A 15,540-nucleotide genomic window follows, 5' to 3' on the forward strand; every position below is an offset into this window, starting at 1 on the left:
CTACTGTGGGACGAGGATCACTACAAAGCTTGCTTATCAACGGGGGCGAACAGGCACAGAGCCTGAGGCACCGGTATGAGCGCAGTGAGGAGTAGCCATGGGCAGCGCGGAGAAGAAGTTTTCGGTAACGGAAGAGTCGGACAGCAAGCACCCGCACGACTGGGGCCGGGCAATGGCAGTAGCCATCAGCCGGCTCGCTGACCTCGCACACGAGGCGGGGGACGTCGTCGAACATGAGAATCTCTACGGCGAAGACCTGCATCTCTTCGTCAGCGAGACTGACGAGGGCGCAAACATCACCATGTCATGGACTCCCCGGGCATCCAACGCCCCTCAATCTTCTGAGCAGGAACAGTCATGAGCGCCTCAAACCCGGATCCGGAACAGGACAACGTCACAGGGCTGGAGCCCGGCGGCGGCGTGCCTCCAGGTGAAACCCCTCCCGGCGAAGCAAGTACAGCCGGGCCCCAGGGCCACGAGGAAAACGCACCCGGGAAGGCGGCTTCCCGCATTTGGTTGGTGCTGATCGGCATCTTCGTACTGCTTGGGCTCCTGTTCTTCGTTGGCTACATCGTCGGGCTGTTCACCTAGGCGGCATAGTCACACCCAGACAGCAAAGCGGCCGAGCCCCATGGGGGACGGCCGCTTTGCTGTCTGTCGATCTCAGATGCGGTAATAGTCCCGAAGCTTCGATTCCTGTTCAGCCGTGAGGCCTTCTTCAGCCGTGAAGTCCGGCGCGTCCTTGATGGTGTCCTTGGTGACCGCGACATAAAGATTGTCGCCGTCCAACCGTGAACCGGCGAGCGGAACGAAGTTCTCCCTCGTGTTCAGCAATCCGAGCCCGACGGTCACCCAGGCGGGCTTGCGCGAGACTCCGTCAAAGTGCACCTGCGAGACGTTCCCAAGCTTGTCCCCGTTGAGGTCCCATGCTGTGGCTGCCTGCAGTTGTTCGAGTTCGAGGTTATCCATGATGCCTCCGAGTGTAGATGAGAAGTACCCTTACCATTCCAGTGCATCGAGCACCCAAAGGCAACGACGCTCCCATGTGATCTCCCTGGAGGGTTACGCTCCCTCAGCCGCAACGGCGGCCTCGTTGATCATCGGCAGCCACTTGTCCAGCGCCCAGACGAGGGACAGCGGGCTGGCTGCGGAGATGGACAGGGTGAGGGTGTTGTCGGCGTCGGCGACAAGCGCACCGGACTTCACCGCTGGGATCTGGCTCAGCAGCGGGTCCTCGGCGATTGCTTCCTTGGTGGCGTCATCCGGAACCCAGGTCACGAACACGTCCGACTCAAGTTCGTCGGCACGCTCAGCTGACCATGGGATGAAGAACTCGTCACCGGTGGTGTTCTCAGCAACGACGTCAGCCATTTCCATGCCGAGCTGGCTGAGGAAACGGGGACGGTTATCGCTGGCGGTGTAAATGTTCACGCCCTCGGAGCTGTTCGGTTCCAGGTTGCCGAAGATGAAGGACTTTCCCGCGATCGCGGGGTACTCCGCGGCGGCCTCGGCGACCTGGTCCTCGGTCTCGGCCACGAGCTGCTCCGCTTCTTCGGTCAAGCCGAGAGCATCACCGATCATTGCGGTCGAATCCTGCCACGCGGTGCCGTACGCAACCTCCGGATAGGCGACCACGGGAGCGATTTCGCTGAGCGTGTTGTAATCCTCTTCAGTGAGACCGGAGTATGCCGCGAGGATGATGTCCGGGTTGGTCGCAGCAATCTCGTCGAAGGCAATGCCGTCAGCCTCGGAGTACTGAACGGGCGCGTTCTCGGTGCCGATAGCGGCGTCGAGCTCTTCGAGCTTGGCGTCCTTCCACGGTGTGGAGCCCTGGTCATTTCCGCCATACTCGTCCACCGGCATGCCGACCGGAACCACGCCGAGCGCCAGGGCAACATCGGCGTTGACCCAGGAGACGGTGGCCACGCGCTCGGGCTTTTCCTCGATTACGGTCTCGCCGAAAGCGTGCTCAATAGTTACGGGGAACGCTTCAGCGGAGCCGCCTTCATTCGCTCCGGCAGCTTCGGAGCCGCCTCCGGACGGGCCGGTCGAGCATGCGGAGAGGGACATTACCGCAATCGCTGCCGCGGCGATCAAACCGCGCACGCGTGTGGGGGCCATCGGGGGCTCCTTGACTTTCGAGACGGCATCGAACGGACCGTCGGGATGGGTACGAAAGTAAGGTTAGCCTAGGCTTTCATCGATTACGAAATGTTTGTGTTGCGTAATAGGTGTCAGTCTCGCGCTTTACGGGTTTCCCTGTCATTGGCTTTCTGGATGGCCTCCACCAGCTCCTGCTTGTTCATGGTCGAGCGCTTCGGCACGTCAAGCTTCTTCGCGATGTCGTAGAGGTGCTCCTTGGTTGCGTTGGCGTCCACGCCCCCGGCAGTCTCCTTCGACGTTCCACGCCCGCCTTCGGCCTGCTCATCGGACGGACCCTTGGAGTCCTTCTGCTCCCAGTGGTCGCCCACTTTCTCGTGGGTGTGCTTCAACGCGCTGTACGCGGTGCGGTGTGCCCGCTCGCCGTCACCGTACTGTTCCTCCGCGGAATCGAGGGTCTTGGCGTAGGTCTCCTGCGCCAATTTGTCAGACCGCTGCAGGGTGCTGGGCAGCTCGTCGGTCTTGACCTTCCCTGACTTGGTTACCTTCGGCATTGCATCTGCTCCTTCCGTATCGGGTAGGGCCTGCAGTTCCGAGGCTACCGCTGGGCCTGCAGCACCGCTAGGCGAACGACGGCGCCGGCGCGGCTGCCACTGCCGCCAGATACTTTGCGAGCGCCCTGGGTGCGGAGCGCGGCGCATCGGCTTCGACCAGGGCGTTGTAATTGGTGTTGGTGTTCACGTCGTAGGTGAGTACGCGTCCGTCCGCCGTCTCCATGAATTCGATGCCGCACACCTCGATGTTGTTCCGGCGCGCGAACTGCAGGTACTTCGCGATGATCGGATGATCGAAGTCGCGGCGCAGGCTGAACAGTTGCTGATCTGCCTCCGGTTCGATCGTTGCACCCGGCGGCATGACCGGCTTGCCGGTGGTCGGGTCAATGGCGCAGGCGTCCGCCGGGCAGAGCTGGAACCCTCCGCGCGCTGTGTCCGCCTGGATAGCGTAGATAAACTCACCGCCCACGATTTCCACCCGGGTGATGACCGGTTCAGCGGCCCGGATGAATTCCTGTACCAGGGTGATACCGTCCTGTGGTTCCTCGAACCCGTCCGACGCCACGTACTCGGCAAGTTCCTCGTGGCTCTCGAACTTGCGGACACCGAGCCCTTTTCCACCCTGGTTGTGCTTGGTGATGAAGGGAGTCGGAAACGTCTTGGCTGCTTCCAGGATCCGGTCGCGTCCGATGGCGGCCACCGTCCGGGGCGTATCGATGCCGGCTGCCTTGAGCGCGGTCAACTGGTCCACCTTGCTCATTTCGAGTTCAAGGATGCGCCGCCCGTTCACGGTCCTGCGGCCGTGAGCCTCCAGCCAGGACAGGACCGCGCGGGCATAGTCCTTGGACAGCCCATGATCCCGGGTATGCGCCGACGCGCTGATCCTCGACCAGAAGATGCCTTCCGGCGGCGTTGCATCCAGGTCGAGGACACCGTCGGTCAGCAGCCACTGTTCGAACTCAAGCCCCTCCTCCTCGAAGGCGCTGGCGAACGGAGGAAACCACTCAGGGTTCTCGTGCAGGGCGTAGATCCTGGTCATGTCCGTTGTAACGGCAGCCTCGTGCGCACTATTCCGCTCCTCGGCGCCGAAGCATCAACGGCAACGCGTTCTACCCGCAGAGATAACCCGGCCGTAACTGGACGGCAACACCGCCGCGGGAAGCTTGTCTCACCGGCGCGAAAAAGCCGGTTCCATCCTTACCAAGGAGCCGCAATGTCTCTGATCAACGCCACAGAAATCAGCCGCATCCGCGACCTCGGCACCCTGCGCCGAGGCGATACCATCGAAGCCCACCGCCGCGACGAGGTCCACTATCGCGGCCTGGTCGAGGACACCGCTCCCGGCCTTGGCGTCGTGTGGATACGGGATGACTCCGACGGCCGCCGCGCCATCCTCCACACCGACGAGTACGCCATCTGGCAGATTCGGTTGGCCACCCAGGAATCAAGCCTGGCCGCCTGAACGGCAGAAACCAGCCAACCAACCAACGACGACGGGTCCCCTCCCTTGCAAGGCGGGAACCCGTCGTCGTGCTCTTGTTGGCGGAACTAGCGGGTGGGCTCGCGTTCCAGCGCAGCCTCGTGTTCCTCATGTGCGAGCCTGAGGAGCGCCATGAACTCGGTTTCATTGCGGATGAGGCGCTTGTACTTCTCGGGCTGCTTCCTGAGCATCTGCTCCTCCGCGCACATCTTGTTGAAAATCCGCTCACGCTCGTTGATGTCCGTCTCGTAGTTGAGATCGACGTATTGGATGGCGTGGCGGCGGGCACCTGAGACGAGGTTCTTCACCTTGCCCTTCGGGCTGAGGAGGGAAGCCATGACCGTGACGATCAGGACGCCGAGAATCACGCTCAGAGACAGCCCGGTGGAGATTTCAACAACCTCGACGTGCTCACCGTTGTTGATGAATGGAACCGTGTTCTCGTGCAGCGCGTGAAGGATCAGCTTGACGCCGATGAAGCCGAGGATGCCCGCCAGCCCGTAGGAGAGGTAGATGAGCCGGTCCAGCAGCCCGTCAATGAGGAAATACAACTGGCGCAGGCCCATCAGCGAAAACGCCGTCGCGGTGAAAACAATGAAGACGCTCTGCGTCAGCCCGAAGATTGCGGGGATGGAGTCAAGGGCGAACAGAATATCCGTACCGCCGATAGCCACCATGACCAGGAGCATCGGCGTGAGGACTTTCTTGCCGTCTTCGATCGTGAAGAGCTTGTCGCCGTCGTAATGTTCCGTAGCCGGAAGGAACCGCCGGGCCAGGCGGACAACAAACGTCTCTTCCTCCTCGACGTTCTTCGGCTTCAGGATGTTGCCGGCGGTGAGCAACAGGATCAGGCCGAAGATGTAGAACACCCAGGCGAAGGAGTTGATCAGGGCGGCGCCCAGGAAGATGAAGCCGGTCCGCGCGATCAGTGAGAACACGATGCCGAACAGGAGCACTTTCTGCTGATCGGCACGCGGTACCTTGAAGGTGGTCATGATGATGAGGAAGACAAAGAGGTTATCCACGGAGAGCGCCTTCTCCGTGATGTACCCGGCGAAGTACTCGGTACCCATGTCAGTACCGCCGAAAATGAGCACACCCACGCCGAAGAGCAGCGCGATCCCCACGTAGATGGCAGACCAGATGCTGGCTTCCTTCAGCGAGGGCGTGTGGGCCTTGCGGACGTGGAAGAAGAAGTCGAAGAGAAGCAGCCCCGCGATTCCTGCAATTGTCAGAATCCAGACAATAGTGGGCACTTCCATGCTTACGTCTCCTCGTCAGTGTGCTGTCGATTTACCGTAGTTCGACGTCCAACGCACCTGCAAGCAGTTCAGCTACCGGTAGACAACCGCCTCGCCGCCGCGATGATCCGGTCAAACCCTACATCCAGTTCGGAGTCGATGTGCTGACGGTTGGGATCTGCGTCATACCAGGCGAGAATTTCCCGCGCGCCGAGGGCAAAGGGTGTTGTGCAGACGAAGTCGGGAACCAGCGCCTTGACCTTGGTGTTGTCGAAGATCACCGAGTGCTGCTTGTCCCCGATGATCTGCGGCCCAAGATCCGGAAGGTATGCGGCGATGGTCTCGGAGGCAACGTGGATCAACTCCGGTTCCGGTGCTCCGGCGGCATCGGCGAACAACTGGTAGATGCGGTTCCAGGTGAGGAATTCGTCCGACGTGATCGTGAAGCTGTCCCCGATCGCCTGGGGCAGTCCCAGCAGCCCGACGAACGCCTTCGCGAAGTCGGTGCTGTGCGTCAGCGTCCAGAGGGAGGTTCCGTCACCGTGCACCAGCACTGGACGCCCTGCCCGCATCCGTGCGATGTCGGTCCAGCCGCCGGTGATGGCGATTTTGGTGTGGTCGTAGGTGTGTGACGGGCGCACGATGGTGATCGGGAAGCCGCGTTCCCGGTACTCCTCCACCAGCAGGTCTTCGCACGCGATCTTGTCCCGTGAGTACTGCCAGAACGGGTTCCGCAGCGGAGTCGACTCGCGGATGGGCAGCGACGCCGGGGGCTTCTGGTACGCCGAGGCCGAGCTGATGAACACGTACTGCCCGGTGCGTCCGGTGAACAGCTCGATGTCCGTGGCAACGTGGTCCGGCGTGAAGGCCACGAAGTCGACGACGACGTCGAAGGTGCGGTTACCGAGGGCAGCGCGCACTTCGTCCGGTTTCCGGATATCGGACTGCACCAGTTCGGCGCGGGACGCTGCCGGACGCTCGGTCGAGCTGCCGCGGTTCAGGATGGTGACTGAGTAGCCGAGCGCGAGCGCCCGGTCCACCACCGCGGTGCTGATGACCCCGGTTCCGCCAATGCACAGGATCTTCACTGGTCGCTCACCATGCGTAGTCCTCGGGCGCTGTCTTGTGGCCGGGGAAGATGTCGTCGAGCGCAGACAGGGTGTCCTCGTCGAGCTTTATCTCCAGGGCACGCAGGCCGCCGTCGAGCTGTTCCTGCGTGCGCGGGCCGATGATGGGTGCGGTCACGGCGGGCTGGGCAAGGAGCCAGGCCAGGCCAAGGTCCGCCGGCGAGTGCCCGAGCTTCTCGGCGAGGTCCTCGTAGCGCTGGATCTGGTCGCGGTGCTTCTCGAGGGTGTCAGCGGCGCGCCCCTCCAGCCGGCGGACGCCCTCGTTCTCTTTCTTCAGGACGCCGCTGAGCAGTCCGCCGTGCAGTGGTGACCACGGGATGATGCCGAGCCCGTATTCCTGGGCGGCGGGGAGGACTTCGAGTTCGACGGTCCTGGTGAGCAGGTTGTAGATGGACTGCTCGCTGATGAGCCCGGTGTAGTTGCGGCGTGCGGCCGCCGCCTGGGCCTGCGCAATGTGCCAGCCGGCGAAGTTGCTGCTGCCCGAGTACAGGATCTTGCCCTGCTGGACTGCAACCTCGATGGCCTGCCAGATCTCGTCCCAGGGAGTGTTCCGGTCGACGTGATGGAACTGGTAGAGGTCGATGTAGTCGGTTTGGAGGCGCTGGAGGCTGGCGTCCAGGGCGCGGCGGATGTTCAGTGCGGACAGCTTGCCGTTGTTGGGCCATTCGTCCATATCGCCGTAGAGCTTGGTGGCCAGCACGGTCTTCTCCCGGCGTCCCCCGCCCTTGGCGAACCACCGGCCGACGATGGATTCCGTACGGCCCTTGTTGACGCCCCAGCCGTACACGTTGGCGGTGTCGAAGAAGTTGATCCCGGAGGCGTGGGCCGAGTCCATGATCGAGTGGGAATCCGACTCCTCGGTCTTGGGCCCGAAGTTCATGGTGCCAAGGCACAGACGGGAAACGGACAGGCCGGAGCGGCCGAGGTGGGTGTACTGCATCAGCGAAGTTCCTCTCGAGGACGAATGGGAATCCGCTTTCCATCCTGCCAAGCCTCGGGCCCTTGCGCTAGTGGGCACTTTTGCGCAGCCTTCGCGAATTCAGCCGTGGTGCAGCTCGCCGGACCTGCACGGATCTTCCGGTCCGCCTAGGATTTCACCCATGACTCCCTCGCAATCACTGCCCGTGGCACTCATCACCGGCGCCTCCCGGGGAATCGGCCGCGCCATTGCCGACGAACTCGCGCGAAACCACCACCTGTTGCTTGGCGGGCGGGACCGCGCCTCTCTGGAGGCCATCGCGTCGTCGTACCCGTCGGCTGAGCCCTTCGCGCTGGACGTGCGTGAGGTTTCGGAGACGGATGTCGCCGGCATCGGACAGCTGGACGTGCTGGTGCACTCCGCCGGCGTGCTGAGGATGGGTGCCGTGGCTGACCTCGACGACGACGCCTGGCGGACAAGCTTCGAAATCAACGTCTTCGCCGTCGCGAAACTGACCCGTCTCCTGCTGCCTGCCCTCCGTGCCGCCGGCGGACAGGTGATCGCGATCAACTCGGGCTCAGGCTACACCTCGGGGTCCGGGTCGGCGGTGTACAGCGGCACCAAGTTTGCGCTCCGGGCGCTCACTGACGCACTGAGGGAGGAAGAGCGGCCCAACGGCGTCCGGGTGTCCTCCATTCACCCGGGCAGGGTGGCCACGGACATGCAGGCCGAACTGCACGAGTTCGAGGGCAAGGACTACTCCCCCACCGCGTGGATCCAGCCCACGCAGGTCGCCAAGGCGGTTCGGCTGGCGGTGGACGCCTCCCGCGATTCCACCGTCGAATCTCTCAACATCCGACCCTCGGGCATGGCATGAGCACGGTACGCCTGGTAGCCACGGTGACGGGTGAGGTCCAGGGCGTCGGATTCCGCTACCGTACGCGCCAAAAGGCGGAGCAGCTAGGGCTTGTGGGATCAGCTACCAACCAACCCGATGGATCGGTTCTCGTGGTGGCCGCCGGCCCCTCCTCGTCCGTTGACCAGCTCCTGAAGTGGCTGAACTCCGGGAATACTCCCGGTCGGGTCGAGAATGTGGATGCAGACCTGCACGACGACGGCGCCAGCGAACTGAGCGGCTTCGTCACCGACTAGCGGGCTGGGAGCCGGCTAGTCGCCGGAGGTTTCCGTGACCCTGCGCGGCATCCCGAACTGGGTCTGCACGCCGGGCGAGTAGAGCACCGATTCCGGAGGACCCTCCACCACCAGACCCGCGGCGCGCACCAGCCCGTCGTCGCAGTGATCCAGCACGGCGGTCTGGAGCGGCCATGGTGAGTGGGTGTTGGGGATGTAGATAGTCCGGCCCGCAAACCGCGAGTGGAGCCCGAACCGCGCCGTCAGGTGAATGGACAGCGGATCCGCGGCGGTGCTCCCTGTGGGCACAACCGCGAACGACGACATGGCCCCGCGAAACCTGTTCACGGAGTACCCGGTGCCTTGCGCGCGGTGCCGGGGCCGGCAACGGGACCAGACGTAGGGAATGCCTGCCGCACGGGCACCCAGCACGACCGCCAGGCGGGACGCGTCGAGGGTGAGGAAAACGACGCCTCGCTCACCGGTGGAGTCCCGCGAATACAGCCGAACGTTTACCTCGGTGAAGGTTCCGAAATAGGGCACGGGCAATCCGCGTCCCAGACCTGCTCCGCACATGCGGAAACCGATGAGCCCCACCCAGGAGTCGCCGTCGTACTCGTCCGGAACGGTGCCCTCAGGCATGAAGCGGGCTGCCTCGGAGCTGGCGATGCGCCAGTGCAGGAAGACGGCGTCGCCCCAGAACTGGTCCATCAGCGCAGGGGTGCGCAGCGGAGGCGGCTCCGGCCACCGATCGCGTGCTGCGGAAGGATCAGACATGGGTTCTCGGCGCTTCCCCCTCGGTATCCGCCTGTCGCTTCCGGACGCGGTCGAGGGCCATCATGACCGGCGTTGCCGTTACCCCGTGCAGCACCACTGAAAGTGACACCACAAGACCCACGAAAGCCCAGACCTCGTTCGCCTCGGCGTCGAACTCGCCGTTGCTGAGCCCGTAGCCGAGGTAGTAGAGGGAACCAATTCCGCGGACGCCGAAGAACGCCAGCGCCACCTTCTCCCGCGCACCTGTCTGGCCACCGAGCAGCCCGAGGAACCCGGCCAACGGCCGGACGAGAATCAGGAAGGCCAGTGCAAGGAGGACGTCGGTCCAGCCAATCGTCTCGAGGAGTCCCCGTGCAATGGCCCCGCCCAGCAGAACCAGAATGACAACGGAAAGCAACCGTTCGAGTTGTTCCACGTAGCTGTGAAGCACGCGGTGGTAGCCGTGATCGCGCTCAGCGGCCCGAATGGTGATGGCACAGACGAACACAGCGATGAAGCCGTACCCTTCGAATGTTTCCGTGACGCCGTAGGCCAGGAACGTCGCCGCGAGCGCAACGAACCCCTCGGAATGGCTGGAGAGGCGGAATGAGTCTACGCGTGAGGAGAAGAAGACGCGCCCGAGGAGCTTGCCCGTGCCGTACCCGAGCAGCACGCCGAATCCGATGCGCCACAGGACATCGATGAAGAACCACTGCGGAAACCATGCGCTCGGCTCGGTGCCGACGAGGCTGATGCCGATGGCCAGGTACACGAATGGAAAGGCGAGGCCGTCGTTGAGACCGGCCTCGCTTGTCAGGCCGAACCGAACCTCATCCTCACGGTCGAACCCTTCCTCTCCGTCGGCCGGCTCTCCCACCTGGACCTCCGAAGCGAGGACCGGGTCGGTAGGAGCCAGTGCGGCAGCCACAAGGATGGCACTGGCAACTCCGAGCCCCAGGAAGGCGTAACCCATGAGGGCGAACACCAGGATGCACACAGGCATCACGATCCCGAGCATGCGCCACGTGGTGGACCAGGCACGCCAGCCGATCGGTCGATCGAGGGCGAGGCCTGCACCCATAAGGGAAATGATCACGCAAACCTCCGTGAGGTGCGTGGTGACCACTTCGTACTTCACCGGGTCCGGTGTGGGCAGATAGTCAATCAGGGCAAACACCACGATGCCTGCGGCAAGGAACACCATCGGCATGGAGACGGGTGCCCGCCGCAAAAGGCGGGGAAGGAGTGCAGCCGCAAAAACTATGGCACCCAAAACCGTGAAGATAATGCTGGGGCCCTCAAAAAGTTTGAGCACGAAGGTTCCCTCTCGCCGAATGGTCCTGCCTAAAGATACTCGTGTGAGGCGTGTTCGTGGCGGCCGTGGGATTGGGATGGGATACTGCTGTCACTGTCTAGCGTCCCGGGGGAAATTATGAAATTCCTGGATAAGCCCGGAACTCCCGCGACCATGCTTCTGACCAGACTGGGCGTTCCCTTCCGTACCCTCAGCTACGTCCACGATTCCTCTGCCGAACACTATGGAACGGAGGCAGCGGAGAAGCTGGCGGTTGATCCGTCCCGGGTATTTAAGACGCTCATGGTGGATGTCGGCAGGCAACTGGCGGTCGCCGTCGTTCCCGTGAGCCGCTCACTGAATCTGAAAGCGATGGGTGCCGCGTGCGGCAGCAAGCGGGCAACCATCGCGGATCGGGCTGCTGCGGAGCGGCGGACCGGGTACGTTATCGGCGGAATATCGCCGCTCGGGCAGAGACTACCCAGCCCGCTGGTGCTGGACGAGTCTGCGCTCGTCTTCGAAGCGATCCTCGTCTCGGGCGGCCGGAGGGGGCTCGAAATCGAGCTCTCGCCGGCTGATCTCCTCCGCGCGACCGGCGGTACGACGGCGCCCCTCGCCTCCCGTTGACCGGACGTACTATCGTAGTGCCGGTTGTCCCAATCCCTCCTGCAGACAAGAGCACCTGTGCATAGTCAGGGCATTCTGGCGGTCGTGAACTCCTCCGCCGGAACGGCGTACGGGCGGAGTCTCGACGCCGTCGTTTCCTTCCTTGCCTCGGCGTCAGCCAGGCGGGGCACCACCTTTGAACTTGCGCGGACAGAAGACCTGGACGCGCTTGACACCGCACTCGCGGGCCTTGGCGGCCGCCAACTGATCCTGTTGGGCGGTGACGGTTCCATCCACGCCGCAATCCAGTGCCTTTACCGGGCCGGGAAGCTCGACTCCGCGGGGCCGATCGGCATCATTCCCGTAGGCACCGGAAACGATCTTGCGCGGTCGCTGAAGATTCCGCTCGACCCGCTGCACGCCGCCGAATGTGCAATGTCCGGACCGGCACGCGCAATGGAACTGCTGGTCAGTGAGGACAGCATTGCTGTCAACGCCCTCCATATAGGGATCGGCGCGGATGCCGCGGCCAAGGGTGCCGACGTAAAGAAGAAACTGTCGAGGATCAAGGCGGGAAAGCTGGGATACCACCTGGGTGCCATCGCCGCCGGTGTCAGTTCACCGGGATTGAACCTGAGCGTGCGGGTCGACGGTGAGGAGCTGCATGACGGCTCCCGCCCGCTCCTGATGGTTGCCCTCGGGCTCGGCGGCACCGTTGGCGGAGGTGCACGTCTCATACCTGACGCCAATCCGCATGACGGATTTGTCGACGTCGTGCTCTGGAAATCGGTGGGCCGGGCTGCCCGGGTGGGGTACGCGCTGGGGCTGAAGCACGGTGACCACGCACGTCGCAGCGACGTGCGGATCGGGCGCGGGCAGACTGTGGAAATCACCGCGGTAGACGACCACGGGTTCCGGGTCAGCAATGACGGCGAGCTGCGGGGTCCCTTCACCCACCGCCGCTGGGAAGTGCTGCGCGACGCTTGGCACGTCATTGCGCCGCAGTAGTTGCCGCACCGCAGTAATCGCACCGATTCTGAGGTATTGCCATAGTGCTCCGCAGGTTCACTCAAGGTTTCCACAAGAGACGCGGAGCACTCTATCTCCATGGCAGACAGCCCACTAGGCTGAATGTCAGCCACCAGCAATGACGGGCCCCTTGCGGGCACCTAGCGAAGGCTGATTGTTCGGATTCCTCCCCGGGGGTCCGGTCGGAACTGACCTTCACTAGGGGAGACACATGGGGAGTACCAGTGACAAAAGCTAGGCCAACGTCCGGCCATCCGGCCCTGAAGAGCCGCCCTCGTGCGGTCCGGTCGGGCATCAGCGTGTGCCTGGCGGTTGCTGTCATCTCCTCTTTCAGTTACCCGGTCACCAGCACGGTGCCCCCCGTCGGCTCCGCGGCTCCCGTCGCCAGCGTCAGCGGCTCGATTCTCGCGCTCGGCACAGACATTCTGCCTGGCGCCACCCAGCCTCATACCGGTTATGTCGGTGAGCAGGTACTCGGACAGCCCACGTTCCAGTCCCCCTTCGGCACCACCGACTCCCTGGTCCCCGGTCGCCAGATTCCCGATCCGCAGGCGTCTCCCCGCGCCCGGGCGAACGCTGACAAAGCCACGGCAGAGTTCCTCGGCGGCAGCATGGAGCGTCCTGGCAAGGGCCTGCTCGTTGCGCCCCTGCAGTTCCTGGCACCCAGTTCACCGTATGGCCTGCGGACCAGCCCCATCACCGGCGAGCACGGTGAGTTCCACTCCGGTCAGGATTTCGCGGCACCCTGCGGTACGCCGGTCTTTTCGGCCGATGCCGGCGTTGTGCGCGCGGTTGGCTGGCACCCCTGGGGCGGCGGCAACCGCGTTGAACTTGACCACGGCAACGGACTGGTCACCACCTACAACCACCTTGAGGGAATTGCGGTCAAGACCGGCGACCGCGTGGGCGCCGGTCGGGTCATCGCCACCGTTGGCACCAGCGGCTGGTCCACCGGCTGCCATCTGCATTTCGAAACCATCCTGAACGGTGTGCACACGGATCCGAGCGAGTGGAAGCTGATTGCGATGGAGGGCGGTCCGGCTGAGATGCCGAGCCTCGCGAACTTCACTCCGGGAACGGGCAACGGGCGCGACGGCGACACCGCCTGGGTTGCCTATCTCGCCTCTCCGAAGGCGCATACGCTTGAGCCGGTGGCTTTCAAGTCACCGGTCCGCGTGGACGCAGAACTGTCTGCTCAGGGGAAGCGTCCCACCGCCGGCAGGTCGTACTCCACCACCGAGAAGTCATCGCCGGGCTCGATTGTGACGGCCTCACCGTCGCCGTCGTCGCCATCCTCGGGTAAGACAACCACGAAGCCTTCTCCCACCCCCACGCCTTCGGCTCCAGACAAGTCTTCACCCTCGCCGTCAGCGCCAGGCAAGTCTTCACCCTCGCCGTCAGCGCCAGGCACGTCTTCACCCTCGCCCTCAGCGCCAGGCACGTCTTCACCCTCGCCCTCAGCGCCAGGCACCTCCTCACCGTCGCCATCGCCATCGCCATCGGATCCCACCCCGCCGGCCCCGGCCCCGAGCCCGATCGTTCCGGACCCAACCCCCGTGGCCCCGGCCCCGGCCCCGAGCCCGATCGTTCCGGATCCAACGCCTATCGTTCCCGATCCAACCCCCGTGGCCCCGGCCCCGATCGTTCCGGACCCAACCCCCGTGGCCCCGGCCCCGATCGTTCCGGACCCAACCCCCGTGGCCCCGGCCCCAAGCCCGATCGTTCCGGACCCAACCCCCGTGGCCCCGGCCCCGAGCCCGATCGTTCCGGATCCAACGCCAACCGTTCCGGCCCCCACGCCCACGGTCCCAGACCCAACCCCGACCCCCGATCCTCTTCCCACCGCGGACCCGACGGCACCCGTCACGCCGCCGCCCACCTGCGAGATCGCACCGGACGCCGCCATTGACCCGGTGACAGGACTACTCATCGATCCGGTGACAGGGCTGCCCATCGATCCAGTGACAGGGTTGCCGATTCCGGGTCCTTGTGCACCGGGCGCTGCCCAAACCACGCCGTAGTCCCTGCATCGCGCCACGGCATTGGCGATCCACGCGTACAACACCATCTCGTGTGTTCGTCAAGATGGTAGACCCAAATTGGCATGAATCTGGTCGAATTGCATCAGGAAGTTGCTTGCTGCAAGTAACCTCGTGACACCTCGTCTGATTCGCCTCTTTGAAAGGAACACCCTTCCCTGTGAAGAAATCACTCGCTGCAGCCGCTCTCGCCGGCGCGCTCACCGTCTCCTCCGTTGCCGTCGCCGCGCCCACCTTTGCGGTTGGTGAAGGCCCCAATTACAACGGCAACGAAACCATCAACACGTCAATCCTCCGGACCTACGACGAAATGGCGGACTACCTCAAGACGCAGGACGCCAAACAGGACGCCATGGAACTGGAGGTTATCGGCCAGTCGGTCAAGGGCCGAGACCTGTACCTCGCTAAGTACATCTCCAACCCGGACAACCCGACCATCCTCTTCCTCACCCAGCAGCACGGCAACGAGCAGCTCACCACTGAGGGCGCGCTTGAATTCATCAAGCACCTCGGCACAGGAAAGACAGGCGGCGTGCTCGACGGCGTCAACGTACTGATTGTCCCCATGCTGAATCCGGACGGTGCCATGGGCGATGTTGACTTCTCCCTTGACGACTACATCGCCAGCGGCGACCGGCACCTCACCCGGTACAACGCCGTCGGTGTGGATCTGAACCGCGACCATGTCGCGAAGATCCAGCCTGAGACACAAGCGCTGCACTACAACGTCATGGCCAAGTACGACATCGACTACATGATCGACCTACACCACCAGGGCACCAGCAGCGAACGCGACGGCAAGCTGGTCTCCGGCTCAATCCTGCATCCCACCACACCCAACGTTGAGCCGGCAGTCCTAGAGGGTTCCAAGCGCCTCGGTGCGGTGGTGTTTGATGCAGTCGACTCCACAGGCTGGGGACACCTCGGCAAGTACAACGGCGGTTCGGCCGAGACCATCAGCCGGAACGGAATTGCGGTCGAGTACGGAATCTCCACCCTACTGTTCGAAATGCGCGGCATGTCCGACCACTTCAATGAGGGCGCGGTGCTCGGCCAGAAGAGCAACGGCTACCTGATCAAACAGACCATCACCACGCTCGACGCCACAGTGCGGGCAATCGCGGATGGCTCGATCAATACGGCTGATACGTCGTTCTGGGACACTCTCGCTACGCAGAACACCCGCGCGGAGTAGCAGTCAGCCACTACCGAAGGGCGGTAGCCGCGTGCTGCGGTTACCGCCCTTCGGTCCCGCTCCGGACTG

18 protein-coding genes are annotated in these 15,540 nt (G+C 63.7%); 9 read left to right on the top strand and 9 right to left on the bottom strand.

Going from position 1 to position 15,540, the window contains the following annotated elements; all coding sequences use genetic code 11:
• Nucleotides 1–97 precede the first annotated feature (97 nt).
• Nucleotides 98–361 carry a hypothetical protein gene (locus AC4D2M_RS04060; RefSeq protein ID WP_490890192.1) on the top strand — a complete coding sequence of 88 codons (264 nt, stop codon included), beginning with the start codon at nt 98–100 and terminating at the stop codon, nt 359–361.
• The gene (locus AC4D2M_RS04065) at nt 358–591 is read left to right on the top strand and encodes a DUF6480 family protein (protein ID WP_490890194.1); all 234 of its coding nucleotides are present in this window, start codon (nt 358–360) and stop codon (nt 589–591) included. Before AC4D2M_RS04060 ends, AC4D2M_RS04065 begins: the two co-directional genes overlap by 4 nt.
• Nucleotides 592–663: 72 nt before the next feature.
• Here AC4D2M_RS04065 and AC4D2M_RS04070 read toward each other — a convergent pair whose 3' ends face one another.
• The 4 genes from AC4D2M_RS04070 to AC4D2M_RS04085 form a co-directional block, all read right to left on the bottom strand.
• On the bottom strand, nt 664–969 hold the full coding sequence (locus AC4D2M_RS04070) for a PRC-barrel domain-containing protein (RefSeq protein ID WP_490890195.1): 306 nt from the start codon (nt 967–969) through the stop codon (nt 664–666).
• Between the two features lie 93 nt (nt 970–1,062).
• Entirely contained in the window at nt 1,063–2,121 is a 1,059-nt protein-coding gene (locus AC4D2M_RS04075; protein ID WP_490890196.1) for an iron-siderophore ABC transporter substrate-binding protein, read from the bottom strand.
• 113 nt (nt 2,122–2,234) lie between these two features.
• Nucleotides 2,235–2,654 (bottom strand): ChaB family protein, encoded by a 420-nt coding sequence (locus AC4D2M_RS04080; RefSeq protein WP_490890197.1) that lies wholly within the window; start codon nt 2,652–2,654, stop codon nt 2,235–2,237.
• A 67-nt stretch (nt 2,655–2,721) separates the two neighbouring features.
• Nucleotides 2,722–3,693 carry an ATP-grasp domain-containing protein gene (locus AC4D2M_RS04085; RefSeq protein WP_490890198.1) on the bottom strand — a complete coding sequence of 324 codons (972 nt, stop codon included), beginning with the start codon at nt 3,691–3,693 and terminating at the stop codon, nt 2,722–2,724.
• Nucleotides 3,694–3,867: 174 nt separating this feature from the next.
• Here AC4D2M_RS04085 and AC4D2M_RS04090 point away from each other — a divergent pair, with 174 nt between their 5' ends.
• Nucleotides 3,868–4,116 carry a hypothetical protein gene (locus tag AC4D2M_RS04090; protein ID WP_490890199.1) on the top strand — a complete coding sequence of 83 codons (249 nt, stop codon included), beginning with the start codon at nt 3,868–3,870 and terminating at the stop codon, nt 4,114–4,116.
• An 86-nt stretch (nt 4,117–4,202) separates the two neighbouring features.
• On the opposite strand, the gene AC4D2M_RS04095 is transcribed toward AC4D2M_RS04090, so the two are convergent.
• The 3 genes from AC4D2M_RS04095 to AC4D2M_RS04105 all read right to left on the bottom strand — a co-directional run bounded on the left by AC4D2M_RS04095 (nt 4,203) and on the right by AC4D2M_RS04105 (nt 7,442).
• Nucleotides 4,203–5,396, bottom strand: a complete 1,194-nt coding sequence (locus tag AC4D2M_RS04095; RefSeq protein ID WP_490890201.1) for a TerC family protein — start codon at nt 5,394–5,396, stop codon at nt 4,203–4,205.
• Nucleotides 5,397–5,464: 68 nt separating this feature from the next.
• On the bottom strand, nt 5,465–6,463 hold the full coding sequence (locus AC4D2M_RS04100; RefSeq protein WP_490890202.1) for an SDR family oxidoreductase: 999 nt from the start codon (nt 6,461–6,463) through the stop codon (nt 5,465–5,467).
• Between the two features lie 7 nt (nt 6,464–6,470).
• Nucleotides 6,471–7,442 carry an aldo/keto reductase gene (locus AC4D2M_RS04105; protein ID WP_490890203.1) on the bottom strand — a complete coding sequence of 324 codons (972 nt, stop codon included), beginning with the start codon at nt 7,440–7,442 and terminating at the stop codon, nt 6,471–6,473.
• 160 nt (nt 7,443–7,602) lie between these two features.
• On the opposite strand from AC4D2M_RS04105, the gene AC4D2M_RS04110 reads away from it, so the two are divergent.
• The gene (locus AC4D2M_RS04110) at nt 7,603–8,298 is read left to right on the top strand and encodes an SDR family oxidoreductase (RefSeq protein ID WP_490890204.1); all 696 of its coding nucleotides are present in this window, start codon (nt 7,603–7,605) and stop codon (nt 8,296–8,298) included.
• Nucleotides 8,295–8,573: an acylphosphatase gene (locus AC4D2M_RS04115; RefSeq protein WP_490890205.1), complete on the top strand. Its 279-nt coding sequence runs from the start codon at nt 8,295–8,297 to the stop codon at nt 8,571–8,573. The genes AC4D2M_RS04110 and AC4D2M_RS04115 overlap by 4 nt, the downstream gene beginning before the upstream one ends.
• Nucleotides 8,574–8,588: 15 nt before the next feature.
• Here AC4D2M_RS04115 and AC4D2M_RS04120 read toward each other — a convergent pair whose 3' ends face one another.
• Nucleotides 8,589–9,329 carry a YqjF family protein gene (locus tag AC4D2M_RS04120; protein WP_490890206.1) on the bottom strand — a complete coding sequence of 247 codons (741 nt, stop codon included), beginning with the start codon at nt 9,327–9,329 and terminating at the stop codon, nt 8,589–8,591.
• Entirely contained in the window at nt 9,322–10,623 is a 1,302-nt protein-coding gene (locus AC4D2M_RS04125; RefSeq protein WP_490890207.1) for a cation:proton antiporter, read from the bottom strand. The genes AC4D2M_RS04120 and AC4D2M_RS04125 overlap by 8 nt, the downstream gene beginning before the upstream one ends.
• Before the next feature lie 117 nt (nt 10,624–10,740).
• On the opposite strand from AC4D2M_RS04125, the gene ybaK reads away from it, so the two are divergent.
• From ybaK to AC4D2M_RS04145, 4 genes are all read left to right on the top strand, one after another.
• The gene (gene ybaK, locus AC4D2M_RS04130; RefSeq protein WP_490890208.1) at nt 10,741–11,229 is read left to right on the top strand and encodes a Cys-tRNA(Pro) deacylase; all 489 of its coding nucleotides are present in this window, start codon (nt 10,741–10,743) and stop codon (nt 11,227–11,229) included.
• Nucleotides 11,230–11,313: 84 nt separating this feature from the next.
• Nucleotides 11,314–12,216 (top strand): diacylglycerol/lipid kinase family protein, encoded by a 903-nt coding sequence (locus AC4D2M_RS04135; protein ID WP_490890209.1) that lies wholly within the window; start codon nt 11,314–11,316, stop codon nt 12,214–12,216.
• Nucleotides 12,217–12,461: 245 nt separating this feature from the next.
• Nucleotides 12,462–14,258, top strand: a complete 1,797-nt coding sequence (locus AC4D2M_RS04140; protein ID WP_490890210.1) for a M23 family metallopeptidase — start codon at nt 12,462–12,464, stop codon at nt 14,256–14,258.
• A 178-nt stretch (nt 14,259–14,436) separates the two neighbouring features.
• Nucleotides 14,437–15,471, top strand: a complete 1,035-nt coding sequence (locus AC4D2M_RS04145; protein WP_490890212.1) for a M14 family zinc carboxypeptidase — start codon at nt 14,437–14,439, stop codon at nt 15,469–15,471.
• Nucleotides 15,472–15,540 lie beyond the last annotated feature (69 nt).

It is taken from the genome of Arthrobacter sp. TJ-270 (genome assembly GCF_058269075.1).

Bases quoted from the DNA above. Each gene is read 5' to 3' on its own strand.
- AC4D2M_RS04080 (WP_490890197.1), bottom strand. From the start codon at position 2,654: ATGCCGAAGGTAACCAAGTCAGGGAAGGTCAAGACCGACGAGCTGCCC.
- ybaK (WP_490890208.1), top strand. From the start codon at position 10,741: ATGAAATTCCTGGATAAGCCCGGAACTCCCGCGACCATGCTTCTGACC.
- AC4D2M_RS04075 (WP_490890196.1), bottom strand. From the start codon at position 2,121: ATGGCCCCCACACGCGTGCGCGGTTTGATCGCCGCGGCAGCGATTGCG.
- AC4D2M_RS04090 (WP_490890199.1), top strand. From the start codon at position 3,868: ATGTCTCTGATCAACGCCACAGAAATCAGCCGCATCCGCGACCTCGGC.
- AC4D2M_RS04085 (WP_490890198.1), bottom strand. From the start codon at position 3,693: ATGACCAGGATCTACGCCCTGCACGAGAACCCTGAGTGGTTTCCTCCG.
- AC4D2M_RS04065 (WP_490890194.1), top strand. From the start codon at position 358: ATGAGCGCCTCAAACCCGGATCCGGAACAGGACAACGTCACAGGGCTG.
- AC4D2M_RS04095 (WP_490890201.1), bottom strand. From the start codon at position 5,396: ATGGAAGTGCCCACTATTGTCTGGATTCTGACAATTGCAGGAATCGCG.
- AC4D2M_RS04120 (WP_490890206.1), bottom strand. From the start codon at position 9,329: ATGTCTGATCCTTCCGCAGCACGCGATCGGTGGCCGGAGCCGCCTCCG.
- AC4D2M_RS04115 (WP_490890205.1), top strand. From the start codon at position 8,295: ATGAGCACGGTACGCCTGGTAGCCACGGTGACGGGTGAGGTCCAGGGC.
- AC4D2M_RS04105 (WP_490890203.1), bottom strand. From the start codon at position 7,442: ATGCAGTACACCCACCTCGGCCGCTCCGGCCTGTCCGTTTCCCGTCTG.
- AC4D2M_RS04070 (WP_490890195.1), bottom strand. From the start codon at position 969: ATGGATAACCTCGAACTCGAACAACTGCAGGCAGCCACAGCATGGGAC.
- AC4D2M_RS04110 (WP_490890204.1), top strand. From the start codon at position 7,603: ATGACTCCCTCGCAATCACTGCCCGTGGCACTCATCACCGGCGCCTCC.
- AC4D2M_RS04060 (WP_490890192.1), top strand. From the start codon at position 98: ATGGGCAGCGCGGAGAAGAAGTTTTCGGTAACGGAAGAGTCGGACAGC.